Source organism: Anaerostipes hominis (ex Lee et al. 2021), from assembly GCF_002270485.1.
In the GTDB taxonomy this organism is placed as follows: domain Bacteria; phylum Bacillota; class Clostridia; order Lachnospirales; family Lachnospiraceae; genus Anaerostipes; species Anaerostipes hominis.
Map to the genome: position 1 here is coordinate 50,977 of NZ_NQOG01000011.1, position 23,403 is coordinate 74,379.

The 23,403-nt window shown below is 46.2% G+C and carries 25 protein-coding genes and 1 tRNA gene; 23 read left to right on the forward strand and 3 right to left on the reverse strand.

Annotation, left to right across the window (positions count from 1 at the left end; translation table 11 throughout):
- Positions 1 to 2 precede the first annotated feature (2 nt).
- The 8 genes from atpB (at position 3) to atpC (ending at position 6,428) form a co-directional block, all read left to right on the forward strand.
- On the forward strand, positions 3 to 731 hold the full coding sequence (gene atpB / locus CI597_RS11080; RefSeq protein ID WP_024728740.1) for a F0F1 ATP synthase subunit A: 729 nt from the start codon (positions 3 to 5) through the stop codon (positions 729 to 731).
- A 60-nt stretch (positions 732 to 791) separates the two neighbouring features.
- The gene (atpE, locus tag CI597_RS11085; protein ID WP_006567604.1) at positions 792 to 1,055 is read left to right on the forward strand and encodes an ATP synthase F0 subunit C; all 264 of its coding nucleotides are present in this window, start codon (positions 792 to 794) and stop codon (positions 1,053 to 1,055) included.
- A 76-nt stretch (positions 1,056 to 1,131) separates the two neighbouring features.
- Positions 1,132 to 1,647, forward strand: coding sequence for a F0F1 ATP synthase subunit B (atpF, locus tag CI597_RS11090; protein WP_024728738.1), 516 nt, complete (start codon positions 1,132 to 1,134; stop codon positions 1,645 to 1,647).
- Complete coding sequence (atpH, locus tag CI597_RS11095) at positions 1,635 to 2,180, forward strand: ATP synthase F1 subunit delta (protein WP_024728737.1); 546 nt, start codon at positions 1,635 to 1,637, stop codon at positions 2,178 to 2,180. Before atpF ends, atpH begins: the two co-directional genes overlap by 13 nt.
- Positions 2,181 to 2,207: 27 nt before the next feature.
- On the forward strand, positions 2,208 to 3,719 hold the full coding sequence (gene atpA, locus CI597_RS11100; protein ID WP_095142948.1) for a F0F1 ATP synthase subunit alpha: 1,512 nt from the start codon (positions 2,208 to 2,210) through the stop codon (positions 3,717 to 3,719).
- Positions 3,720 to 3,733: 14 nt separating this feature from the next.
- Positions 3,734 to 4,591, forward strand: a complete 858-nt coding sequence (atpG, locus tag CI597_RS11105; RefSeq protein WP_024728735.1) for an ATP synthase F1 subunit gamma — start codon at positions 3,734 to 3,736, stop codon at positions 4,589 to 4,591.
- Between the two features lie 19 nt (positions 4,592 to 4,610).
- Positions 4,611 to 6,008: a F0F1 ATP synthase subunit beta gene (atpD, locus tag CI597_RS11110; RefSeq protein WP_024728734.1), complete on the forward strand. Its 1,398-nt coding sequence runs from the start codon at positions 4,611 to 4,613 to the stop codon at positions 6,006 to 6,008.
- A gap of 12 nt (positions 6,009 to 6,020) precedes the next feature.
- Positions 6,021 to 6,428, forward strand: coding sequence for an ATP synthase F1 subunit epsilon (gene atpC / locus CI597_RS11115; protein ID WP_024728733.1), 408 nt, complete (start codon positions 6,021 to 6,023; stop codon positions 6,426 to 6,428).
- Between the two features lie 152 nt (positions 6,429 to 6,580).
- On the opposite strand, the gene CI597_RS11120 is transcribed toward atpC, so the two are convergent.
- A complete protein-coding gene (locus CI597_RS11120; protein ID WP_024728732.1) occupies positions 6,581 to 7,024 on the reverse strand; it encodes a CYTH domain-containing protein in 444 nt (147 codons plus the stop codon).
- Positions 7,025 to 7,150: 126 nt separating this feature from the next.
- Between CI597_RS11120 and trmB the strand changes: the two genes are divergently transcribed.
- From trmB to CI597_RS18580, 10 genes are all read left to right on the forward strand, one after another.
- Positions 7,151 to 7,786 (forward strand): tRNA (guanosine(46)-N7)-methyltransferase TrmB, encoded by a 636-nt coding sequence (gene trmB, locus CI597_RS11125; RefSeq protein ID WP_024728731.1) that lies wholly within the window; start codon positions 7,151 to 7,153, stop codon positions 7,784 to 7,786.
- A 48-nt stretch (positions 7,787 to 7,834) separates the two neighbouring features.
- Positions 7,835 to 7,963 carry a hypothetical protein gene (locus tag CI597_RS18950; protein WP_268876118.1) on the forward strand — a complete coding sequence of 43 codons (129 nt, stop codon included), beginning with the start codon at positions 7,835 to 7,837 and terminating at the stop codon, positions 7,961 to 7,963.
- Between the two features lie 11 nt (positions 7,964 to 7,974).
- A complete protein-coding gene (gene trxA, locus CI597_RS11130) occupies positions 7,975 to 8,292 on the forward strand; it encodes a thioredoxin (RefSeq protein ID WP_024728730.1) in 318 nt (105 codons plus the stop codon).
- A gap of 150 nt (positions 8,293 to 8,442) precedes the next feature.
- On the forward strand, positions 8,443 to 10,224 hold the full coding sequence (locus CI597_RS11135; RefSeq protein ID WP_024728729.1) for an ABC-F family ATP-binding cassette domain-containing protein: 1,782 nt from the start codon (positions 8,443 to 8,445) through the stop codon (positions 10,222 to 10,224).
- 13 nt (positions 10,225 to 10,237) lie between these two features.
- Entirely contained in the window at positions 10,238 to 11,176 is a 939-nt protein-coding gene (locus CI597_RS11140) for a substrate-binding domain-containing protein (protein WP_024728728.1), read from the forward strand.
- A gap of 204 nt (positions 11,177 to 11,380) precedes the next feature.
- Positions 11,381 to 12,256, forward strand: coding sequence for a Gfo/Idh/MocA family oxidoreductase (locus CI597_RS11145; protein WP_268876119.1), 876 nt, complete (start codon positions 11,381 to 11,383; stop codon positions 12,254 to 12,256).
- Positions 12,257 to 12,340: 84 nt separating this feature from the next.
- Positions 12,341 to 14,071, forward strand: coding sequence for a sensor histidine kinase (locus CI597_RS11150; protein ID WP_024728726.1), 1,731 nt, complete (start codon positions 12,341 to 12,343; stop codon positions 14,069 to 14,071).
- Positions 14,072 to 14,085: 14 nt separating this feature from the next.
- The gene (locus CI597_RS11155) at positions 14,086 to 15,663 is read left to right on the forward strand and encodes a response regulator (protein WP_024728725.1); all 1,578 of its coding nucleotides are present in this window, start codon (positions 14,086 to 14,088) and stop codon (positions 15,661 to 15,663) included.
- 131 nt (positions 15,664 to 15,794) lie between these two features.
- Entirely contained in the window at positions 15,795 to 16,694 is a 900-nt protein-coding gene (gene iolE / locus CI597_RS11160) for a myo-inosose-2 dehydratase (protein ID WP_024728724.1), read from the forward strand.
- A 125-nt stretch (positions 16,695 to 16,819) separates the two neighbouring features.
- Positions 16,820 to 17,740: a hypothetical protein gene (locus CI597_RS18580; protein ID WP_024728722.1), complete on the forward strand. Its 921-nt coding sequence runs from the start codon at positions 16,820 to 16,822 to the stop codon at positions 17,738 to 17,740.
- Between the two features lie 176 nt (positions 17,741 to 17,916).
- Here the strand turns inward: CI597_RS18580 and CI597_RS11175 are convergent, their stop codons facing one another.
- Positions 17,917 to 18,396 carry a C-GCAxxG-C-C family protein gene (locus CI597_RS11175; protein WP_024728721.1) on the reverse strand — a complete coding sequence of 160 codons (480 nt, stop codon included), beginning with the start codon at positions 18,394 to 18,396 and terminating at the stop codon, positions 17,917 to 17,919.
- Between the two features lie 99 nt (positions 18,397 to 18,495).
- A tRNA-Lys gene (locus CI597_RS11180) sits at positions 18,496 to 18,568 on the reverse strand.
- A gap of 248 nt (positions 18,569 to 18,816) precedes the next feature.
- On the opposite strand from CI597_RS11180, the gene CI597_RS11185 reads away from it, so the two are divergent.
- The 5 genes from CI597_RS11185 to CI597_RS11205 all read left to right on the forward strand — a co-directional run bounded on the left by CI597_RS11185 (position 18,817) and on the right by CI597_RS11205 (position 23,380).
- Positions 18,817 to 19,980, forward strand: coding sequence for an AI-2E family transporter (locus CI597_RS11185; protein ID WP_024728720.1), 1,164 nt, complete (start codon positions 18,817 to 18,819; stop codon positions 19,978 to 19,980).
- 11 nt (positions 19,981 to 19,991) lie between these two features.
- Positions 19,992 to 20,810: a carbon-nitrogen hydrolase family protein gene (locus CI597_RS11190; RefSeq protein WP_024728719.1), complete on the forward strand. Its 819-nt coding sequence runs from the start codon at positions 19,992 to 19,994 to the stop codon at positions 20,808 to 20,810.
- Positions 20,807 to 21,709: a LytTR family transcriptional regulator DNA-binding domain-containing protein gene (locus CI597_RS11195; RefSeq protein WP_024728718.1), complete on the forward strand. Its 903-nt coding sequence runs from the start codon at positions 20,807 to 20,809 to the stop codon at positions 21,707 to 21,709. Before CI597_RS11190 ends, CI597_RS11195 begins: the two co-directional genes overlap by 4 nt.
- 97 nt (positions 21,710 to 21,806) lie before the next feature.
- Positions 21,807 to 22,652: an ABC transporter ATP-binding protein gene (locus CI597_RS11200; RefSeq protein WP_024728717.1), complete on the forward strand. Its 846-nt coding sequence runs from the start codon at positions 21,807 to 21,809 to the stop codon at positions 22,650 to 22,652.
- A complete protein-coding gene (locus tag CI597_RS11205; RefSeq protein WP_024728716.1) occupies positions 22,649 to 23,380 on the forward strand; it encodes an ABC transporter permease in 732 nt (243 codons plus the stop codon). Before CI597_RS11200 ends, CI597_RS11205 begins: the two co-directional genes overlap by 4 nt.
- Positions 23,381 to 23,403 lie beyond the last annotated feature (23 nt).

The following is a 23,403-nucleotide window of genomic DNA, read 5'->3' on the forward strand; positions in this document are numbered from 1 at the left end:
CTATGGGAATGATTCAGGCCCCCATGTTGGCTGCCGCATCGGGAAATGATGTGGACTTCATGGTGCACGGGCTGATACCATTGAATTTTTTCGGGCATAAGGTATGGATCACCACCACACATGTGACAACACTGATCGTGATGCTCTTTATCATGGCGCTGGCCCTGATCGCGAGGCGGAGTATCATGAAAGATTATGAAAAGCCCAGCGGTCTTGCCAATGCAGTGGAACTGGTGGTGGAAATGCTGGATAAGCTGGTGAAGAGCACCATGGGAAAACACTGGAAGCCGTTTGCCAACTATATCGGAAGCATCATGTTTTTCATCTTTATTGCCAACACATCGGGGCTTTTTGGGCTCCGGGCGCCGACGGCCGATTATGGGACTACTTTGTCTCTGGCACTGATCACCTTTGTGATGATCCAGTACAGCGCATTTAAGACGAGGAAGTTCCGCATGTTTACGGACCTGTTTCAGCCGATTCCGGTGCTGTTTCCGGTCAATGTCATCGGTGAGTTTGCAACTCCGGTGTCGCTGTCGCTGCGTCTGTTCGGAAACATCATGGCAGGGACCATCATGCTTTCGCTGTGGTACGGCCTGCTTCCGATCTTTGCGAAGCTGGGACTTCCGGCATTTCTGCATGTATATTTTGACTTGTTTTCCGGTGCGATCCAGACCTTTGTCTTTGCCATGCTGACCATGACATTTATCGCAGACAAGAGGAACGCGTAAACCGGAAGAAACTATCAAGAGCAATAAAAAGAATAATTTTATTTTTAGGAGGATTTTCTTATGAATATTTCAAGTGAAGCATTTGTATTAGGTTGTTCAGCAATCGGAGCGGGCCTTGCGCTGATCGCAGGTATCGGACCTGGTGTGGGACAGGGATACGCAGCAGGACAGGGTGCGGCAGCCGTAGGACGCAATCCGGGCGCCAAGGGAGACATCATGTCTACGATGCTTCTTGGACAGGCAGTTGCAGAGACCACAGGTCTTTATGGTTTGGTTATCGGCCTGATTCTGTTATACGCTAACCCGTTATTCGCTAAATTATAATCCGGGAAATAAAACGGCGGCAGAAGCCGTCGGGAAATGACAAACCGGAGAGAATTCAGGGAAAGGAGGACAGGACGTGGACAGAATCTTTGGACTTGATATCCAGCTTGGATTTGACGTTTTATGCCAGGCAATCGCGGTTTTTATCATGTTTGCTTTTTTATCTTATGTATTGTTTGAACCGGTCAGGAAGCTTTTAAATGACCGTAAAAATAAAATCGCACATGATCTGGATACTGCGGCGGCCGACAAAGAAGAGGCGGCCAGACTGAAAGCTGAGTATGAAGAAAAGATCAGGGATATAGAAAAAGAAGCCGATGAGATTTTAAGCCAGGCCAGAAAGAAAGCCCTGAAAAGGGAAGAGGAGATCGTTTCGGGAGCCAGACAGGAAGCACTGAGGATCACAGAGCGGGCGGAAAATGAGATCGAGCTGGAAAAGAAAAAGGTCCGGGATCAGGTGAAACAGGAAATGATCCAGGTGGCAGTGGCTATGGCAGGCAAGATCATTACAGACAAGATCGATCCGGCAAAGCAGGATGCCCTTGTGGAAGAGACCTTAAAGGAGATGGGTGATCAGACATGGCGAAGCTAGTCAGCAAAACATATGGAGATGCCTATCTTTCGCTGGCAGAGGAGAAAGGAAATCTTGACTCTGTCAAAGAAGAAGTCCTTAATGTGCGCCGGGTGTTTTTGGAGAGCGGGGAGCTGAATCAGATGCTTTCCCACCCCAAGATCGTAAAAGAAGAAAAAATGCGGATCCTGGAGACAGCATTTAAAGGCAGGATTTCTGAGGACATGATGGGCTTTTTGTTGGTCATTGTGAAAAAAGACCGATACCGTGACATAATGTCTGTTCTCGACTATATGATCGGCCGGATGAAGAAGAAAGAGGGGATAGGGAGCCTTCAGGTTGCCTCCGCTTTTGAACTGTCCGAAGGGCAGAAAAAGGACATTGTGGATCGAATGAAAGAACTGACAGATTACAGGGAGTTTGAAGTGGACTATGAGATAGACGAGGGGCTGATCGGAGGGCTGGTGCTGCGGCTCGACGACAGGGTCATCGACAGTTCCATAAGGACGAAGCTTCAGACCATGGGAAAGAGTCTGTCAAAAATACAGTTGTGATTATAGGCAAGGAGGCAAAAAAGCAAAATGAATTTAAGGCCAGAAGAGATCAGTTCTGTCATTAAAGAGCAGATCAAACAATACTCTACCAAGCTTGAAACCTCTGATATTGGAACCGTGATTCAGGTAGCCGACGGAATTGCAAGAATCCATGGTCTTGATGAGGCCATGCAGGGAGAACTTTTAGAATTCCCGGGGGAAGTATACGGAATGGTGCTGAACCTTGAGGAAGACAACGTCGGAGCCGTACTGCTGGGAGATCAGAAAAACATCAGTGAAGGGGATGTCGTAAAGACGACCGGAAGAGTCGTGGAAGTGCCGGTAGGTGACGCGATGACCGGACGTGTTGTGAATTCTCTGGGACAGCCGATTGACGGAAAAGGTCCGATCGAGACAGAAAAGTACCGTCCAATAGAAAGAGTTGCATCAGGAGTTATCTCAAGAAAATCCGTAGATACTCCGCTTCAGACAGGAATCAAAGCGATCGATGCCATGGTGCCGATCGGACGCGGGCAGAGGGAGCTGATCATCGGCGATCGGCAGACCGGAAAGACTGCCATCGCGGTTGATACAATTATTAATCAGAAAGGTGAGGGGGTTCACTGTATTTATGTAGCCATCGGACAGAAGTCGTCGACCGTAGCCAATATCGTAAAGACACTGGAAGAGTACGGAGCCATGGATTACACCACAGTGGTGGCATCTACCGCAAGTGAGCTGGCACCACTCCAGTATATCGCCCCATACGCAGGATGTGCCATCGGGGAAGAGTGGATGGAGAAAGGGGAAGATGTTCTTGTCATCTATGATGACTTGAGCAAGCATGCCACCGCATACCGTACCCTGTCCCTGCTGCTTCGGAGACCGCCGGGACGGGAGGCTTATCCGGGAGACGTCTTTTATCTTCACTCAAGGCTTCTGGAACGGGCAGCCAAGTTATCCGATGAACTGGGAGGAGGTTCTCTGACAGCCCTTCCGCTCATTGAGACCCAGGCAGGAGATGTATCTGCCTATATTCCGACCAACGTTATTTCCATCACGGACGGACAGATTTACCTGGAGACCGAGATGTTCAATGCGGGATTCCGTCCTGCGATCAATGCGGGGCTTTCTGTATCCAGGGTAGGCGGTGCGGCACAGATTAAAGCGATGAAAAAGATTGCAGGCCCGATCCGTACTGACCTTGCACAGTACAGGGAGCTCGCAGCCTTTGCACAGTTCGGTTCAGAACTCGATGATGACACCAAAGAACGTCTGGCACAGGGTGAGAGGATCAAGGAAGTGCTCAAGCAGCCTCAGTATCAGCCGCTTCCGGTAGAACAGCAGGTGGTTATTATCTATGCGGCTACCAGAAAATATCTTTTGGAGATTAAGGTTGAAGATATCCTGGACTTCCAGAAGGAGCTGTTTGAATTGATCGACACCAAGTATCCGGATGTGTTCCGTTCGATCCGGGAGACAAAGGAGCTTGGAAAAGAAGCGGAAGACATGCTGATCACTGCGATCAAAGAGTGCAGGCAGCAGTTTGAAGCAAAGTAAAGAGGTGAGCTTTTATGGCATCAATTGTTGATATAAAAAGAAGAAAAGCCAGTATCGAGAGCACCGGACAGATTACAAAGGCGATGAAGCTTGTCTCAACGGTAAAGCTTCAGAGAGCAAGGGTGAGGGCCGAGGAATCCAGGACTTACTTCAACAAGATGTACCGGACCGTATCTTCGATCCTGGCCCAGTCAGATAATATCGACCACCCGTATTTAAAGTCCAATGGTTCGGAAAAGAAAGCAGTGATCGCTGTTTCCTCCAACCGGGGACTGGCCGGAGGGTACAATAACAATATTGTCAAGATGATCCGTGACAGCGGACTCAACAGGGAAGATGTGATGATCTACGGAGTCGGACATAAGGCTATGGACAGTCTGGCAAACAGGGGATATCATATCGTCTCCGATGACTCTGAAATGATCGACGAACCGGAGTATGAAGACGCCGTTGATCTGGGAAACCGTGTCCTCAAGGCCTTTAAGGACGGTGAAATCGGTGAGATATATCTGGCATATACCAATTTTAAAAATACGGTAGTTCATGAGCCCACGATGATCAAACTGCTTCCTGTGGAGATCGATCCAAAGGAAAAGGAAGGGGAAGACTCCAAAACACTCATGAACTATGAGCCGGAACCGGAAGAAGCTTTATCCATGCTGATTCCCAAGTACGTCTGCAGTCTGATCTTCGGTGCGCTTGTTACATCGGTTGCCAGCGAAAACGGTGCCAGGATGCAGGCCATGGATTCGGCAACGACCAATGCCGAAGAATTAATTGACAACTTAAGCCTTGCCTATAACCGGGCAAGACAGGGCGCTATCACGCAGGAATTGACAGAAATCATTTCAGGAGCGGAGGCGCTGGAATAGAAGTAGGAGGAATTATTAAATGGCAGATAATCATACAGGGAAGATCACCCAGATTATTGGTGCGGTTTTAGATATCAAGTTCAGTGACGGGCATCTGCCGGAGATCAATGACGCTATTGATATTATGACAAAGCAGGGCGGGAAGCTGGTTGTAGAGGTTTCCCAGCATCTGGGCGATGACACCGTGAGATGTATTGCGATGGGACCGACAGACGGTCTGGTTCGAGGGATGGAGGCGGTCTGCACAGGCGGGCCGATCTCTGTTCCGGTAGGAGAGCAGACCCTGGGAAGAATGTTTAATGTCCTTGGAGATCCTATTGACAATAAACCGGCCCCTGAGAATGCAAAACGACAGCCGATCCACAGAAAGGCGCCGGCTTTCAAGGACCAGTCTACAGAGACTGAGGTCCTGGAGACAGGCATCAAGGTCGTAGACCTTTTATGCCCGTACCAGAAAGGCGGAAAGATCGGACTGTTCGGCGGTGCCGGCGTAGGAAAGACGGTCCTGATTCAGGAATTGATCCGAAACATTGCGACAGAGCACGGCGGATATTCTGTTTTCACCGGAGTCGGAGAACGTACAAGAGAGGGCAACGACCTTTACCATGAAATGAGTGAGTCAGGAGTCATCGACAAAACTGCCATGGTATTCGGACAGATGAATGAGCCGCCGGGAGCGCGTATGCGGGTCGGCCTTACAGGATTGACTATCGCAGAAAACTTCCGTGACGAGGGTGGAAAAGATGTCCTTTTATTTATCGACAATATTTTCCGTTTCACCCAGGCAGGCTCCGAGGTGTCAGCACTTCTTGGGCGTATGCCGAGTGCGGTTGGATATCAGCCGACTCTCCAGACAGAGATGGGCGCTCTCCAGGAGCGGATCACTTCGACCAAAGACGGTTCTATCACATCCGTACAGGCAGTCTATGTGCCGGCCGATGACTTGACCGACCCGGCTCCGGCGACAACCTTTGCCCATCTGGATGCCACAACCGTACTTTCCCGTGCCATCGTGGAACAGGGAATTTACCCGGCAGTGGACCCTCTGGAGTCCACATCCAGGATTCTGGACCCGAAGATCGTCGGGGAAGAACACTATCAGGTGGCCAGAGGGGTGCAGGAGATCCTTCAGAGATACAAAGAGCTCCAGGATATCATCGCAATCCTCGGTATGGATGAGCTTTCTGATGAAGAAAAGCTGATCGTAGACCGGGCAAGAAAGATTCAGCGGTTCCTGTCCCAGCCGTTCTTCGTGGCAGAACAGTTTACGGGTACGGTTGGAAAATATGTAACCTTAAATGATACGATCCAGGGCTTCAAAGAAATATTAGACGGCAGGCATGATGACATTCCGGAGGGAATGTTCCTGAATGCGGGAAGTATTGATGAGGTTGTGGAACGTGCGAAAGCAAAGTAGGCAGGTGATCCTATGGCTGAAAATCTGATGAAACTGGAAGTGACCACTCCGGACCGCTCTTTTTATGCGGGAGTGGTCCGGATGGCTGAGTTTACGACCACAGAAGGGGATGTGGGAATCTATCCGAAACATATCCCAATGACAATGATTATAGCTCCCGGCATCCTGACCATCACGGAGGCAGACGGAACGAAGAAACAGGCGGCTCTGATGAAAGGATTTGTGGAGATCACCAAGGAGGCTGTCAACATTTTAGCAGAGGTTGCGGAATGGCCGGGTGAGATTGACTTAGAGCGGGTGGAGCGTGCCAAGAGACGTGCCCAGGAACGCCTGAAACACAAGAGTGATACAGACCTCACCAGGGCGGAAATGTCTTTAAGGAGAGCTCTGGTAAGAGAAGAATTATCAAAAAGGATGTAGACAGAACATATTTCTGGACGGGCAGCCATGAGAGCCGCGTTCAGAAATATGTTTTTTCGGTTTTATGGAAAGGGGCTGTAAAGATATGAAGAGAATATATCAAAGGCTTGGACCGGCAATGATACTGGATGGGTCTGTCATACTGAGAAGGTTCATCTGTTTGCCAAGTTGTTATTCTGATACCGGGGATCTAAAGTTACTTCGTCTTCAAACCACTCAGGCCCCTCGTAATCCAGAGCGGCTTCTTCGGACGCAAATTCAACTTCAGCCATCATGAGACCTTCGTGGTCACCGTGGAATACATCCAGTTCGATGGTGAGAGAGTCTGAGTCAGGAATCTGGTAGCGTGTCTTATAGATGAGAATACCGTCGATCTTGCTTTTCAGGTGCTCATAAGCCTGCTTCGTCAGAGGAAATTCATGCTCGGCCCGTTTCATCAGACCTTTAGACTTATAGGTCAGGATGTAATCATGGTCGAGTCTGCGGATCCGGATCACCGGTTCCATGCACAGATATCCCTGCTCGATTTCGGAGTGGGGATAGGAATCAAGGTCTTTCGGCGGGTCGGTAACAATAAACTTGCGTTCTATTTCCATAGTGCGTTCCTCCTTTTTCCTCATTATATACGCAGCGGAGACAGAATGCAAAGGAAATTGACAACGGGGCGGAAAGCTTTTAAAATGTTTTAGAAACATGAATACAGAGAAGGCGAGGAAGATACAATGCGTTTAAGGAATGTGCCGGGAGCGGCGGACATGATAGCGGCCAGTCCGTTTTCAGTCAATCAACCGGAAGAATGGAAAGGCAAGTGGAGGGAACTGTTTGGCAATGACAGGCCGGTTCATATAGAGATCGGTATGGGGAAAGGAAAATTTCTTTTGACATTGGCGGAAAAGAATCCCGAAATCAACTATATCGGGATCGAAAAGTTTTCCAGTGTTCTCGTGAGAGCAGTAGAAAAAACGGAAGAGTTTGAGGGGAATAACTTGAGACTGATGCGCATGGACGCGGAGAATCTTCAGGATGTATTTGCCGAGGGAGAGATCGACCGGATCTATCTGAATTTCTCCGATCCGTGGCCGAAAGAACGTCACGCAAAGCGGAGGCTTACGTCTACGAGATTTTATGAGAGGTATGACCACATCCTTGCGAAGGACGGGCAGGTTATTTTCAAAACGGATAACCGGGGGCTGTTCGACTTTTCCATGGAACAGACAGAGGAAGCCGGATGGAAGCTCCTTGACTGCACGTTCGATCTGCATCACAGTGAGTTTGCCAAAGACAATGTCATGACAGAATATGAGACAAAATTTTCTGAAAAAGGCAAGCCGATCTGCCGTTTCACAGCCTGCCGTTAATATTTTTATCCGTGTTGCATACTATAATAAAAAAGTGGTAAGATAATTATGAAACAGAAAAAGTGTCTAGTAAAGGTAAATCAATTCTTCTACCAGCATCCAAAGCACAGGAAATGGTTCTGCCGCCTGCTGGCATCGCTGGAAGAAGCAAAAGATTGTTTATGCCGGTCAAGATAAGGAGAATGAATATGGAGTATACGTTTACGAAGGAAAATTTCCAGGCAGAAGTGTTAGACTCAGAGCAGCCGGTACTTGTCGATATGTTTGCAACGTGGTGCGGACCGTGCAGGATGATGGGGCCGGTTGTGGAAGAACTGGCAAAGGAGTACGAGGGAAGCGTTAAAGTCGGAAAGCTGGATATCGATGAGAACAGTGATATCGCAGGGCAGTACGGCGTAATGTCAGTACCTACTTTCCTGGTCTTTAAGAACGGCCAGGTGGCAGCAAAGGTTGTAGGAGCTGTGCCTAAAGAAGAATTAAAGGAAGCCGTGGATAAAGCACGCTAGAGACTAAGAAATGAACGAATAAAAACGGATGGACGGAACGTAAACCGGCCATCCGTTTTTCTGTGGGTCTGCCCCGGGGATTTCGTTTGACAATATGAAAGACAGCAATTAAACTAAAAAACAGATAGTCAATGAAGAAAAGGTGGACCCATGAATATATTAAACATAGAACATATAAGTAAGATTTTTGGAGATAAGACCATATTTGATGACGTCTCTTTAGGAGTGCATCAGGGAGATAAGATCGGAGTGCTGGGCGTCAACGGGACAGGGAAATCAACTTTATTAAAGATCATTGCAGGAATGGAAACGGCTGACGAGGGAGAGGTGATCTTCGGCAGAGGTATCCGAACGGCTTTCCTCCCACAGAACCCGGAGTTTCCGGACGGGGCAAAGGTGCTGTCCTATGTGACGGAAGGGAAACATGATCCGGACGGGGGTGAGCCGGTGAGCGAGGCCAAGACGATCCTTACAAAGCTTGGGATCTGTGATTTTGAGGAGACTGTAGATCACCTGTCCGGCGGGCAGAAAAAAAGAGTGGCGCTGGCCCGGACTCTTGTGGACCCGGCAGATGTACTGATTCTGGACGAGCCAACCAACCATATAGACAACGATATGGCCCTGTGGCTGGAAGATTATCTGAAACGGTTTAAAGGAGTCCTGATCATGGTGACCCACGACCGTTATTTTCTGGACCGTGTAACCAATAAGATCGCAGAGATTGACAAGGGAAAACTGTACACCTATGACTCCAACTATTCAGGCTTTTTGGCTTTAAAGACACAGAGAGAAGAGATGGAGCTGGCCGCGGAGCGCAAACGCCGGAGTCTTCTGCGGACGGAGCTGGAATGGGTGAAGCGGGGACCTCAGGGCAGAGGGACCAAACAGAAGGCAAGGCTTGACCGGTATGAACAGCTGAAAAACATGGAAGGCCCCGGGGAAGCCCGGAATGTAGAGATGGATTCCGTCGGAACGAGACTCGGCAAGAAGACCATTGAACTTCATCGGATTTCCAAGGCATACGGAGAGAAAAAGCTCATAAAAGACTTTACCTATATTATTTTAAGGGATGACCGGCTGGGGATTATCGGGCCGAATGGCTGCGGCAAATCCACACTGATGAAAATCATCACAGGGCGTCTGGTCCCTGATTCCGGAGAAGTTGTGACCGGAGACACGGTAAAGATCGGATATTTTGCACAGGAAAATGAAGACATGGAGGATGACATCCGGGTTATCGACTATATCCGGGATGTGGCTGATTATATTCAGACACCCGGCGGGAAGATCAGCGCGTCTCAGATGCTAGAACGCTTTTTATTCACGCCTTCCATGCAGTACACACCTCTGTCCAAACTTTCGGGAGGAGAAAAGAGGAGGCTCTATCTGCTCAAAGTTCTGATGGATGCACCGAATGTGCTGGTGCTCGATGAGCCCACCAACGACCTGGACATAGCGACATTGAGAGTCCTTGAGGATTACCTGGATTCTTTTCAGGGGATTGTTCTGACTGTGTCCCATGACCGCTATTTTCTGGACCGCATCGCCGGCAGGATTTTTGCATTTGAGGGCGGCGGTGAAATAAAGCAGTATGAGGGCGGGTATACAGACTACCTGAGAGCAGTAAAACCGGCGGAGCAGACAAAGCCGAAGGAAAAAACAGATAAGAAATCATGGAAACAGAAAGATACCAGACTGAGATTTTCATATAAAGAACAGAGAGAATATGAAACCATAGATGAGGACATTGAACGGCTGGAAGAAAAAATTGCATCTGTGGGACAGCAGATGGAGGAAAACGCCAGCCAGTATACGAAGCTTGCAGAACTGACAGAAGAAAAGTCAAAACTGGAAGAACAGCTGAACGGAAAGATGGAGCGGTGGGTTTACTTGAACGACCTGGCAGAAAAAATTCAAGCCCAGAATTCCTGAGAGGTGGATTTGGATGAAGAAGAGTAAAAAACATAGCAGGATAAAATCTCTGTATGAGGTTCTTTTGTGTGCTTTGCTCGCGGGAAGTCTGTTTGCCTGCCAAAAGCATGAATCTGCCGAGGCTGAGAACCCCAAGTATGTGATCGGCGTCGTGACAAAATCACGGAACAGTGAATATTGGATGTCAGTCTGTTCCGGCATGGAAAAAGCGGCTTCAGATCTGGGAGCATCGGTCATTATTCTGTCTCCGGATACGGAGACAGATGAGAAAACCCAGCAGCAGATGATCGGCAGCCTTCTGAAAAAAGATATTGATGCCCTGGCAGTATCTCCGATCAATTCCCACAATGCAAAGGACTACTTAAAGAAGGCGGAAGAAAAAGGAATACAGGTTGTATCCTTTGACACAAAGATTCTTGAGAGAGGAGTTCCCTATATTGGAATAGACAATGAAAAAGTAGGGAGAGACCTGGCTGAATATATGGCGGGCCAGATGAAAAAGAAAGGGGTTGCAGGAATTATATCCGGAAACCTGAAACAGAGTTCCCATGCCTCAAGGATGAAAGGCTTTAAGGATTATATAGAGAAAAATACAGACATAAAGATTGCCTTTACCGAGAGCGGATACAGCAATCTGCGGATGCCGGAGAAAGAAATCTCAAGGCTTATGAGAGAACATCCGGAGTTGAATGGGATTTTTGCTACGAGCGCCGTGACCGCACTTGGAATCATGGAGTACATGGAAGACCGTCCGGTGCTGATTGCCACAGTGGATGCCCAGGAGGATGCGCTCGATGCGGTTAAGAAGGGAAGAATCGGGGCTTTGGCTTATCAGCCGGGCTATGAAATCGGCTATGAGACGGTACGCTATATCGTAAACCAAAAAGAAGGCAAAAAGCAGCCGGAACAAAAAATCATTAAAGTAGATCTAAAAATAAAACCACAAAAATAAAAAAAGTACATACAGCTGAGGACCTTTGGCAGACCAAAGGTCCTTTACTTTCATATATTATATGGCAGCCGGAATGCGTTACAAAAATATAATATCAAATCTAAAAAATCCATGGATACGACTTCGGATACCGGAAGGTAAAATAAAACCAAAGGCACAGATCATAGGATATCACATCGGAAAGTCTTTGGCAGACGAAACATCATAAAAAGGAGAGAAGTCTATGCAGATTACCGTGAAATGCTGAAAAAAGCAGATATCGATGCAGTTGCCATAGTGACGACGAGCGGAGAGCACTGCTGGCAGATCGAAGCCGCTTTGGATGCGGGAAAGCATGTTTTTTCCGACAAGCCGCTGGGATTAACGGTTGAGGAGTGCAGGACAGCTGAGGCTGCTGTGGAACGCCATCCGGAACTGACATTTTTCCTTGGGTTCATGCGCCGCTATGATCCGTCTTATGCGTATGCAAAGGAAAAGATCAAAGAAGGGGCCATCGGTACACCATATATGGTGAAAGCGGCAGGAATCGATCCGGAAGCTCTGGTAGAAGGAGCCATTAAATTTGCAGCGACCAGCGGGGGGATCTTCATTGATATGGCGATCCATGACATCGATCTGATGCGCTGGTTCCTGGAATCCGATCCCGTGGAAGTATATGCGGCAGGAGCCACATTCAAACATCCGGAGTTTAAGGAAGCGGGAGATGACGAGACCGGTGCGGCAATGTATAAATGCGAAAACGGTGCACTGGGATTTGTGCACGTCGGACGTACTGCGGCACATGGATATCACGTTGAGACAGAGATTGTCGGCACCGAAGGCTCTTTAAGGATCAGTCCGGTACCGGAAAAAAATCTGTGTATGATCTATGATAAAAACGGGGCTGTGAAAGAATGTGTCAGCGGTTTTCCGGAGAGATTTGCAGAGTCTTATCAGCTGGAAATGGCAGAATTCATCAACTGTGTCCAGAAAGGCGTTAAACCGGACGTCACCGTATACGACGGCACAAAATCAACACAGATTGGCTTCGCAACTACAAAAGCCTGGAAAAAGGGAGGCATTGTAAAGATCGAATATTAAAAATCGGTCAGCTTGACACTCTTTGGGTGTCACGTATAATTAGAAATAGAAGAAAATATCAGGGAAGGGAGAGTGAGGTCTGATATGATACGCAGTATGCGGAGTAAAGTTTTCTTAGCCATCATCAGCATCACATTTTTGACTGCCTCGGCCATCACCCTGATATTTTATTTGAAATCTACTCAGATGATTGAGGACAATTACGGGACAAACCTCTATGGCCGCATTGAGCAGGTAGGGAATGCTTTCGATGATGCCATGAAAGAGATCTATTACATTACGGTACAGGCATCCAACGCAGAAGGGCTTTCCCGGCAGGCAGAAAGCTATCTAAAGACAGAAGATGCGGGACGGCTGGAGAAGATGTCCGGTATGCTGGGAGGATTCAAGAAACGAAACAGTGATATCGGATCAGTCTATCTGGTTCTTCCGGAACAGAAAACCATTGTTACGTCGGAGGATTATCCGGTTTATGTAAAGAAAGTAAATAACTCTGTATTAAAGCATATTGCAGAGATTTCTCTGGAGGACCACCCCGTCATTATCAAAGATCCGGTGAGAAAACAGAATAAAGTGCTGTCTTTTATCGAGCCCGTCATGAAAGACGGAAGTGTCCTTGGCTTTATCATGTGCAATATTGAAGAGCGGGCTGTCTATTATAAGTATCTGGATATTCTAAATGACGGCAGATCTTCGGAGGCGGTCCTCCTCAATAAGAAAAATGCCATTGTCTCTACGAAGAATGTCGAATCCATGGGCAAAATTTACAGGAACAGCAATTTTCCCGATATCCAGCAGAACGGCATTTTTAATAAAAGGACCCCGGCGGTCATAGGTATCAGCTATAAAACGGCATTTACCGGGTGCAGTTTTTTTATTACGGTTGAGAAGAGTGTCGTATTGAGTGACCTGAATCAGCTGAAATATTTTTTGCTGGCATTTTTATTTCTCTTTCTGGGCATCTCACTGATTCCCGCCTATTTTGCCACGAGGGCTATGTATGAGCCGTTAAGGAATCTGACGGCGGCGATGGATGAAATCAGCGCCGGAGAACTGGATAAAAGGGTCCAGGTCTGCACCAGGGATGAGATTGGACGGCTTTCCAATGATTTTAACAACATGCTGAACCAGATTGAAAAGCTGATTGAAAAGCTGATCAAGGAAGAAGGACTCAAAAAAGACGCAGAGCTGGAAGCACTTCAATACCAGATTACCCCGCATTTTATGTACAATACTTTAAATTCCATAAAGTTTGCGGCTCTGCTGAAAGGAGAGAAGGAGCTGGGCGGCCTGATCGGTGATTTTGTCGAGCTTCTGCAGGCAAGTGTCAACAAAAAAGGCACGTTCGTCACGGTCTCAGACGAGATCCATATTTTAAAAAATTATATTCATCTGCAGAAAATAAGGTATGACGGTTATTTTGATGTGGATTATGAGATCGGGAAAGACGCGGGCAGCTGTTTTGTCCCGCGGCTGATTCTGCAGCCTCTGGTGGAAAACTCTATTTTACATGGGCTGGATATGAAGATGGACAACAGCCGGATCGAGATCAGGGCCGTGATCGAAGAAGACTATTTATGTATCAGCGTGAAAGACAACGGAAGAGGAATGACACAGGAACAGATTTATGAACTGCTGACCAAAAAAGACAAAAAAACCAGCGGCCTGAGCGGGATCGGGGTTGTCAATGTCCGTGAGAGGCTCGAACTGTATTACGGAAACAATGCCGGTCTGGGCTATGACAGTAATTCCGACGGAACAACGGCATATCTGTATCTGCCGGCTTATAAAGACCAGAATCAGTATGCAGTGTGAAAGGAGAAAACGCCATGTACCGAACAATGATTGTCGATGACGATTTTTTAGTGCGCAGTTATCTGAAGCAGCTGGATGCCTGGGAGAAAGCGGGCTATGAGATCGCTGCAGATGTAAGGGATGCGGAAGAGGCTTTAAATGCAGTCAGAGAGCAGGCTCCCGACATGATCGTAACCGATATTTCCATGCCCCTGATGGACGGAATCGAGCTGATACGCAGGGTACGGGAAATGGGTCTTTCTACATATATCATCGTTCTGAGCTGTCATGATGATTTCAATTATGTGAAAGAGGCTATGCGCCTTGGAGCAAATGAATATGTACTGAAGAATTCTCTGGATGAGGATTCTCTTTTTGAGGTGCTTAAAAATGCGGAACACCATATGAACAGTATAAAGAAACTAAACAGTGAAGAAGAACGGACAAAAAAGCTGATCGAGGCCGGAAGCCAGTCCCTGAAGATCCGGTTTTTTAACGAGATTTTGGCGGGAGATATGAGTCCCGGGGAGCGGGAAGAAAGGCGCATTGAAGCCGGGATTAAAGGAAAATATATAAACAGTGCGGTCGTGAATATGTTTATCCCTGCCTGGATGTCGATCAAAGACAGCCAGTCACCGGCAGAGTCGGAACAATATGCGGCAGGATTCATAGAGCGTCTGTCCGCTCAGCTTCAGATGCTCCTGGGAGAGGAGCACAGCAGGGCCGAGACAGTTTCTCTGGGAGGAGGCATCTTTTGCTGTTTTCTGGATCTTTCTGATCTGAGCAGGAGCAGTGTGATGAGGCAGAAGCTCACAAGTGTGGCCTCTGCCTGCTTCAAATGCTGCAAGGAGGAGATCTTTGACTACGATATTGCAGTCAGCAATATCTGCATCGGAGAGGGCGGCATCCGCCAGGCATACCAGCAGGCAAGAGAGGCCATTAAGCTTAGTTTTTATGAGGACAGCGATATTTTATATTTTGACAGCCAGAAGACCATCGGGACCAAGATGCCGGAGTGTGCACAGGAGCTTTTAAATCATGCAAGGGATTATGCGGCAGGAAGAAAAGAAAAAGAGATGAAAGAAGAGTTTTTTCGTGTGATAGAAGCATGCCGGGAGACAAGGACGGACCCAAAGATCATTTTTCGGTGGATTCGGAAATTAGATACGGCCGTGGGGACAGAGCACAGTCAGGAAGAGCTGTTTAAGCTTACTCATGTGGATCAGCTTTCTGATATATTTAAGGGTTACAGAAGCAGGATATTTTTAGGTACAGGGAAAAAAGTTCCGGAAAATGCGGGGACACAGACGAGACAGGCAGTCTGGTATATCCGCGAACATTTCAAAGAGCAGATTGGCCTTCAGGAGGTTGCAGATGCCGTAGGGCTGAATTTTGCTTATCTGAGTTATCTGTTTAAGCAGGAAATGGGGATCGGCTTTTCGGGATTTCTTCTGGAACTCCGTGTAGAGTATGCAAAAGATCTTCTCAAAAATACAAGCTACAAGATTAAAGATGTTGCAGTGGAATCGGGATTCAACGATTACCACTATTTCTCAAAGGCTTTTAAGCGGTTAAATGGGGTCAGCCCGGCAGAGTACCGCAGGAAGTCCTAAAAATAAGACACCAAATCGGGAACATCTATTTTTAGAACAACAAAGCTAAAAATATTCCCGATTTTTTTTGATCTTTTTCCATGTTATCCTTTATTCAGATAAAAAAAGAACACGGATAAAGGAGAAGTGCTATGTTTAACAAAGAAAAAGTAAAATTAGGAATTGCCCCGATCGCATGGACAAACGATGACCTTCCGGATTTGGGAAAAGAAAATACGTTTGAGCAGTGTGTCAGTGAGATGGCTTTGGCGGGATTTACCGGCTCAGAGGTGGGAAACAAATATCCGAAAGACCCTGAAGTGCTGAAAAAAGCTTTAGAGCTGCGTGGAATTGAAATCTGCAACCAGTGGTTTTCGTCTTTCCTGATTACGAAACCGTTTGAAGAAGTGGAGAAAGATTTCCGCGCACAGCTTTCCTTCTTAAAAGCTATGGGAGCAAAGGTCATCGGAGCATCCGAACAGAGCCACAGTGTACAGGGAATGACTGACACGCCGATCTTCGGACATAAATATGTGATGAATGATGAAGAATGGGAGATATTCTGCACGGGTATGAATAAACTCGGGGAGATCGCAAAAGAAGAATACGGCATCAGCCTTACCTTCCACCATCATATGGGAACCGTGGTGCAGGACCCGGATGAGGTTGAGCGGATGATGGCAAATACAGATCCTGAATATGTCAGCCTGTTATTTGACACCGGACATTTTACATACTGCGGCGCCGATCCTCTGGAGATGGTGAAAACATATGTGGACCGCATCAAGCACGTGCACTTAAAAGATATCCGTCCGGAAATCGTAGAAAAAGTAAAGGCAGAGAACCTGAGCTTCTTAGACGGTGTGCGCATGGGAGCATTTACTGTGCCGGGAGACGGATGCATCGACTTTGATCCGATCTTCAAGGTGCTGGAAGACGCAGGATATGAGGGATACATGCTTGTGGAAGCGGAACAGGACCCGGCAAAGGCGAATCCGCTGGAATATGCGCTAAAAGCAAGGAAATTTATTGCAGAGAAAACCGGATTATAAAAATAAAATAATTTATAAAATACTGCTGGATGGCATCCGGCAGTATTTTTTTGCCCACAATGTCCGGGAGAGCTGTGGTATGGTTTCTAATATAGAACATATTGTTGAAGGAGGGGTTATATATTATGAAACTTTGGGAAAATACAGTACTTACTGAAAAGGGTATAGCGCTGCAGAATAAAATGTTTGACGGGCAAACGTTAAAAATTACAGGGGCAAAGGCCGGAGCAGGAGAGGTGCCTCCTGTGAATCTGAGGCAGCAGACACAGATCACCGACGAACGGCAGGAAATTACACTGCAGCCGGTGCGGACAGAGGACGGTAAGGCCGTGATTTCTGTACTGCTGGAAAATACGGAGGTGAAGGAAAGCTATGAACTGCATCAAATAGGATTCTATGCAGAAGACCCTGATGAAGGGGAAATCTTATACTGCATTGCGCAGACTACTGAGGGAAAGAAAATTCCATCAGCGGCAGAAAGTCCGGGATTTTCTATCACATGGAATTTTTGTTTTCAGAATTCAGATACGGCACCTTTTGAGGTCGTTTTGGACTCGGCGGGACTGGTCGGAGTTGAGCAGTATGAGCTTCATTCAAAAGCAATCGAACAGATTGGAAAGACAGTTGAGGATCTTGGAAGTCTGACATCAAAAGATATAGCAGGATTGACAGCGGCAATCAATGAGACAAAGAATGAAATCAGCCGATTACGTGAGGAGCTAAATACAAAAGCGGCTCAGTCAGGTCTGAATAATACAAATATAAAAATGAAAGATCTTGTGAGAAGTCAGATCTTACAAAGATCCGATATCAGTATACCGGCGGGAGGAACACCTGAGTATCAATTCGCATACGATCTGCCGTCGGGATATAAGGTCTTAGGTCTTGGAGGCTTTGCATGCACTACCAGTAATCTGTCCGTATTCAATGCATACGTGGACGAAGCAAACAGGCGGGTGAGATGCTACATTAGAAATTATACTGTTTCTACTAATTACAATAATCAGACAGTTAAATTCTATATCTATTATATAAGAAATATATAGGATTATAGAAATAAAAGACCCCGCATGCCTGCGAGGTCTTTCAATGAAAAGAGAGGATTAAAATATATATGAAAAACTATGTCTTAAGTATATCAGCTTTATGTGCGAATACAATGTATAGAAACTAAACAATTCTAAACATCCTATAAACAAATATTAAGGAAAACTTGTGATTCTTATGAAAGGAACGGGTGATTACTGATATATTCTTCCATGATGTAAGCAGCACAGCCGACAATCTGTTCACATGGGCGCTTCCTGTAATAGTCTTTTGTGCGCTCTTCCGGGACGTAAGATTCCTTTTTCTGATCAAGCCCCAGCAGCTCGCGGCATACGATGGAACCGTTTAATTCTTCAAATGAGCGGGCGAGTTCCTGAATCCGCTTGTAGTGCTCTGTCTTTGAGGAACGGTCTATCGGTGAGTCGTATCCATACAAAACTCCCGCAGTGAGAAACATACCGCTTACAGAGCCGCACACTTCCCGGAGTCTTCCCATGCCTCCGCCAAAAGAAGAACTGAGCTTGAGGGCAGTGCTCCGGTCTATGCCGTACAGGTCTTTGAAAGCCAGAAAAACTGACTGAGAGCAGTTGTATCCTTCTTTAAATAAATTCATCGCTTTTTGGGCATATTGACTGGAAGTGAGATCAATGTTCATAAGGGCTCCTTTTCTTTTGTGCCGGTTCATTCAGTTTTCATTTTACAAAATAAAAAAACACCATCCCCAGCCCCAAGTAAGCCAAAAATAGTGTTTTAATACGCGATGAGGGGCTCGAACCCTCGACACCCTGATTAAGAGTCAGGTGCTCTACCAACTGAGCTAATCACGCTTATTTCATGATGCGCTACTTTTTCAACGCAAGAATTATTATATATGATGTTTTCCATAATTGCAAGTAAAAAATGAAAATTTTTTTGTATCTTTTTGTCGATGTCAATAATAAATGTATTTGTCATGCAAAAGTCATTGAAAAGACCGGGTGCAAAAGACGCCGGACCCTATACTTTTCTGTGTCTTTGTGCTAGAATAAAGCCAAAATTTGTTTGTGGCCTGAGGATAACAGAAGGAGTGTAAGAATTGAAAAACAATAAATTTGAATCCAATAAAAAATATTTTACCATATCGATCTATTCGATTGTTGTAATCCTTATCGGGTGTATTATATTCCGCCTGGTCAATAACTGGGCGTCTACGGTCGGGATTCTTACAGATCTATGGAATACGATCTTCCCGTTTTTTATTGGCTTTCTGATCGCATATGTGATGAATCCTGTCGTTACCTTTTTTAACGAAAAAGTCTTTTCCTCATTATTCGGTGAAAAACGAAAAAGATTATGCCGTGCAGGTGCGATCCTCACTACTTATATTATATTAGTCGGAGCACTTACGATCTGTCTGATCTTCATCGTGCCTCAGCTCTATGACAGCATCAAAGAACTGTCCAGCCAGATCCCGGTGATCTCAGATCAGATCATGGGACTGCTGGATCACTACAAGGAAAGCGGTTCCGGAGTATTCCCTGCCGAGCTGATGGACACACTGGAGACCAAGAGCCTGCCGAAGCTGGTACAGCTTTCCAATCAGATGCTCACAGAAGCCATTCCGATGCTATATAATTTTTCGGTTTCATTTGTAAAATGGCTGTTTAACCTGTTCATTGCTTTCGTAGTGTCCATCTATATGACGGCCGATAAGCAGTTATTGAAAAGTGCCTGCCGAAGGCTTATTTTTGCAGTTTTTCCTTATAACGCAGCGGTTCCGGTCATTCACGGACTGAAGGAGTGCCATAATATCTTCTCCGGATATATCATCGGAAAGTCGCTGGATTCCCTCATTATCGGATTCCTCTGTTTTTTGCTTATGAGCCTTCTAAACCTGCCGTATACTGTGCTGATCAGCGTTATCGTCGGGGTAACCAATATGATTCCTTATTTCGGACCTTTTATCGGAGCAGTGCCGGGTGCGTTTATCCTTTTTATTGTAAGCCCATATAAAACACTGATTTTCCTTGGAATGATCCTGGTGCTGCAGCAGTTCGACGGGCTGGTGCTGGGACCGAAGATCCTCGGCAATTCTACGGGAGTCAGGCCGATCCTGATCCTGTTCTCTATTACAGTAGGAGGAGCTTATTTCGGACCTTTGGGTATGTTTTTAGGTGTACCGTTTTTTGCAGTGGTCCAGTATCTGGTCAACAACTGGGTCAATTACAGATTGTATAAAAAGAATCTGGATATCGAGTAGGAGGCATATATATGAAATCCATTGCTGCCATGGCTCAGTGCAGAGCTTCACAAGAACCGGAAAAAAATCTCTGTAAGGCAGAACACTTCTGCCGGGAAGCCAGGGAAAAGAGAGCCTGTTTTATCATATTCCCGGAGTATTTTATGACCTACTATCCTATGGAGAGAAGTGCCTACTATGAAAAAGCCCAGCCTCTCGACGGGCCCTTTGTACAGGGAATGAAAAGACTGGCCGCAGCACATGGGCAGTGGATTTTATTTGGAATGAACGAAAAGCCCGGCAGGAATTCAGAAGGGAAATGTTTTAATACGGCGGTCCTTTTAGATGACAGGGGAACTCTCCGCTCTGTTTACAGAAAGACTCATCTTTTTGATGCATTTTCATGGAAAGAATCGGACAGTACGCTGCCCGGAGAAGCTCTGCATGAGCCGGAGGATACACCGCTTGGAAAGGCAGGCCTGGGAACCTGCTATGATCTCAGATTTCCGGAACCGGCCAGGGTACAGGCACTGAAGGGTGCCGAGGTTCTGATCTATCCTTCAGCCTGGGCAGACGGGCCGGATAAATTTATGCAGTGGGAGACGCTGCTTCGAGCCAGGGCCATTGAGAATACGGTGTTTACTATTGGCTGCTGCCATTACAGTGAAGAACACTATATGGGCAGAAGCCTCGCCTTCGATCCCTCCGGCAGAAAGCTTGCAGAAGGAGGAGCAGGAGAGGAACTGGTTGTCCTGTCGGTAGACACTGACCGGAGAGATGCCATTATACATCAGGTTCCGGTATTGAAAAAACGCCGGACAGATCTTTATGACATAAGGACAGGAAAATGAAATTCAATTTGGAAAAAATACTAAATAATTCAGCGGCAAACGGAAATACTCTTCTGCATTTTGAATGCCGGAGTGATATCTGTGAACTTTTGCTGGAAACATTGGTCAGTCTCTTTAAAGATGTTGGGGCTGTCCTCCAGAATGAAGGATACTATGACTATATGACCGTGAATTCCTATCTGAAATTATTTGCGGAATTATCCGGTTCTGATGTCACAATGGATTCTGCAGTCCACATCATGCAGCTTGATAAATTTCTGCACTGTAAGATAAAATTTCTGACACCTTCCCAAAAGTACCGTGTTTCAGCGGCGAGGGAAATCATCATGGACCGGGAAATCTTATTCCTGCAGGAACCCGTCCCTGGGACAGACAGAGCTTCTGTGCAGCCAATGATACAGTGGATCGAGTCGAGCGGTGATCAGGGGAAAAAGGTCATTACCACCTCTCAGTCTTTAAAACATGTGTATATGCTTCCGGGGAGACATTTCTTTATGGATGAGGAGTATGCGGAAGAACTGCCTGAAAATATTTTTTCTAAACAAGAACAAAGCGGGCCTGAGATGGCGGAAAAGATTCCGGCCAAAATGGGTGATAAAATTCTGCTTTTTGATCCGGACGAGATCGATTATATTGAAAGCATGCAGGGAAAAAATTATCTGCATGTCAGAAAGGCCAGATTCCAGTGTTCTATGACTATGGATGAACTCTGCAGCAAATTGAAAAAATTCGGTTTTTTCAGGAGCCACCGTTCTTACATCGTCAACATGCAAAAAGTTTCGGAAGTCATGAAATGGACCAAGAATTCTTATTCCCTCAGGATGAAAGGAGGGGAAGAGGAAAATATCCCTCTCAGCAAAGGAAGAGTTGAAGAATTGAAGGAGTATTATGGATTTTAGGGGCTCTTTTCATGGCCCTATATCTCCGTTCGTCCTTTTTTACTTGTCAAAACCAGGAAAATCCAATAAAATGTAAGTATTACGAGGAGGTATTTACATGAATCAAGACTGCATAACAATGGAACATGTGGGCATTTCATTTCAGAAGAAAATGGCATTGGACGATGTGAATATCCGGGTATCGGAGGGAGAAATCTTTGGATTTTTAGGGCCCAGCGGAGCCGGAAAGACAACGACGATCAAATTATTGAGCGCGCAGCTTCGGCAGGACTGCGGTCAAATTTCTGTCATGGGAATGGAACCGTTTGAAGATGTCAGCAAGCTGTATCAGAACATTGGAATTTTATCCGACAACAGCGGCTTGTATGAAAAAATGTCGGTGGAGGAAAACCTTAAAATATTTTCTGAGATTTACAGGCTTCCGAAAACAAGGATTCCGGAGGTGCTTGAGCAGCTTCATTTAACAGAAGACGGAAAGAAAAAGGCTGAGAAACTTTCCAGGGGAATGAAACAGAGGCTTTTGTTTGCCAGGGCGATCTTACATAAACCTAAGCTTCTGTTTTTGGATGAACCCACGGCCAATCTTGATCCATCTACAAGTGAGGATGTTCACGATATTATCAAACAGCTGAACAGGGACGGAACTACCGTTTTTCTTACGACTCATGATATGGAGGAAGCAGATGAACTCTGCAGCAGAGTGGCATTCTTAAACGAAGGGGTCATCAAAGAGGTCGGGGTACCGGAAGAACTGAAGATCAAATATGCAAAAGACAGGGTGAAGATCCTTTACACAGACGGAACTGTAAAAGAAATTCCGAAGGACAAAACGGCCATAGCAGAGGAACTTTTAAGTGCAGACAAAGAGGTTGTGACGATCCATTCAGTGGAACCCGACTTGAAAACGATATTCTTGGACTTGACGGGGAGGGAATTAGCATGAAATTAAGAGCGAGAATAATAAAAGCACTGATGAAAAAGGATTTCAGAATGCTTGCGGGTAATAAAAATACTTTTTTTATTTTACTGCTTCCAATTTTATTCTGTGTCCTTTACACAAAGGTGCTGCCGATTGGAAAAGAGACAGGGATGTTATACCCTCTGCTTCTCTGTGAAGTGCTGAATCTGATCTGCGCGCCGATCTCACTGCTGAGCATGATGGTGGCGGAGGAAAAAGAGAAAAATACCCTGCGGACTTTGATCATGTCCGATGTCAGGGCTATGGAGTTTCTGGCCAGCAAGATGTTTGTTGTACTCTTATTAATGGAAGTAATCTCTGTGACAAATTATCTGCTGGTGGGACTTGACATGAAGTTTTTTGCGGGCTATATGCTCATCTCCACTTTGGCTTCGATCGGTATCCTGTTTTTAGGCGCAACTGTGGGGATTTTGTCTGAAAATCAGATGTCAACAGGAACGATTTCCACACCGCTGATGCTTCTGCTGATGCTGCCGCCGATATTTGCCGGGATGAACAGGGTACTGGAAAAGATAGCATTTTGTCTTCCAACAAACGCCTTTATGGAGATCATGAACGGAGAATACCGAAACAAAGCCGCCTTTCTCTCCGGAGCCAACATGAAACACTATGCGGTCTGCCTTGTATGGATTGTCATCGGCATTGCAGTGTTTAATATTGTCTACAAGAAAAGAGGGGTAGACAGCCAATAGTTTATAATATGTTTAGAATTGTT

Bases quoted from the DNA above. Each gene is read 5' to 3' on its own strand.
- CI597_RS11200 (WP_024728717.1), top strand. From the start codon at position 21,807: ATGAATCAAGACTGCATAACAATGGAACATGTGGGCATTTCATTTCAG.
- CI597_RS18950 (WP_268876118.1), top strand. From the start codon at position 7,835: ATGAAACAGAAAAAGTGTCTAGTAAAGGTAAATCAATTCTTCTACCAG.
- trmB (WP_024728731.1), top strand. From the start codon at position 7,151: ATGCGTTTAAGGAATGTGCCGGGAGCGGCGGACATGATAGCGGCCAGT.
- atpB (WP_024728740.1), top strand. From the start codon at position 3: ATGGGAATGATTCAGGCCCCCATGTTGGCTGCCGCATCGGGAAATGAT.
- atpH (WP_024728737.1), top strand. From the start codon at position 1,635: ATGGCGAAGCTAGTCAGCAAAACATATGGAGATGCCTATCTTTCGCTG.
- CI597_RS11190 (WP_024728719.1), top strand. From the start codon at position 19,992: ATGAAATCCATTGCTGCCATGGCTCAGTGCAGAGCTTCACAAGAACCG.
- CI597_RS18580 (WP_024728722.1), top strand. From the start codon at position 16,820: ATGAAACTTTGGGAAAATACAGTACTTACTGAAAAGGGTATAGCGCTG.
- iolE (WP_024728724.1), top strand. From the start codon at position 15,795: ATGTTTAACAAAGAAAAAGTAAAATTAGGAATTGCCCCGATCGCATGG.
- CI597_RS11140 (WP_024728728.1), top strand. From the start codon at position 10,238: ATGAAGAAGAGTAAAAAACATAGCAGGATAAAATCTCTGTATGAGGTT.
- atpG (WP_024728735.1), top strand. From the start codon at position 3,734: ATGGCATCAATTGTTGATATAAAAAGAAGAAAAGCCAGTATCGAGAGC.
- CI597_RS11120 (WP_024728732.1), bottom strand. From the start codon at position 7,024: ATGGAAATAGAACGCAAGTTTATTGTTACCGACCCGCCGAAAGACCTT.
- atpC (WP_024728733.1), top strand. From the start codon at position 6,021: ATGGCTGAAAATCTGATGAAACTGGAAGTGACCACTCCGGACCGCTCT.
- trxA (WP_024728730.1), top strand. From the start codon at position 7,975: ATGGAGTATACGTTTACGAAGGAAAATTTCCAGGCAGAAGTGTTAGAC.
- CI597_RS11135 (WP_024728729.1), top strand. From the start codon at position 8,443: ATGAATATATTAAACATAGAACATATAAGTAAGATTTTTGGAGATAAG.
- CI597_RS11150 (WP_024728726.1), top strand. From the start codon at position 12,341: ATGATACGCAGTATGCGGAGTAAAGTTTTCTTAGCCATCATCAGCATC.
- atpE (WP_006567604.1), top strand. From the start codon at position 792: ATGAATATTTCAAGTGAAGCATTTGTATTAGGTTGTTCAGCAATCGGA.
- CI597_RS11155 (WP_024728725.1), top strand. From the start codon at position 14,086: ATGTACCGAACAATGATTGTCGATGACGATTTTTTAGTGCGCAGTTAT.
- CI597_RS11205 (WP_024728716.1), top strand. From the start codon at position 22,649: ATGAAATTAAGAGCGAGAATAATAAAAGCACTGATGAAAAAGGATTTC.
- atpA (WP_095142948.1), top strand. From the start codon at position 2,208: ATGAATTTAAGGCCAGAAGAGATCAGTTCTGTCATTAAAGAGCAGATC.
- atpD (WP_024728734.1), top strand. From the start codon at position 4,611: ATGGCAGATAATCATACAGGGAAGATCACCCAGATTATTGGTGCGGTT.
- CI597_RS11195 (WP_024728718.1), top strand. From the start codon at position 20,807: ATGAAATTCAATTTGGAAAAAATACTAAATAATTCAGCGGCAAACGGA.
- CI597_RS11175 (WP_024728721.1), bottom strand. From the start codon at position 18,396: ATGAACATTGATCTCACTTCCAGTCAATATGCCCAAAAAGCGATGAAT.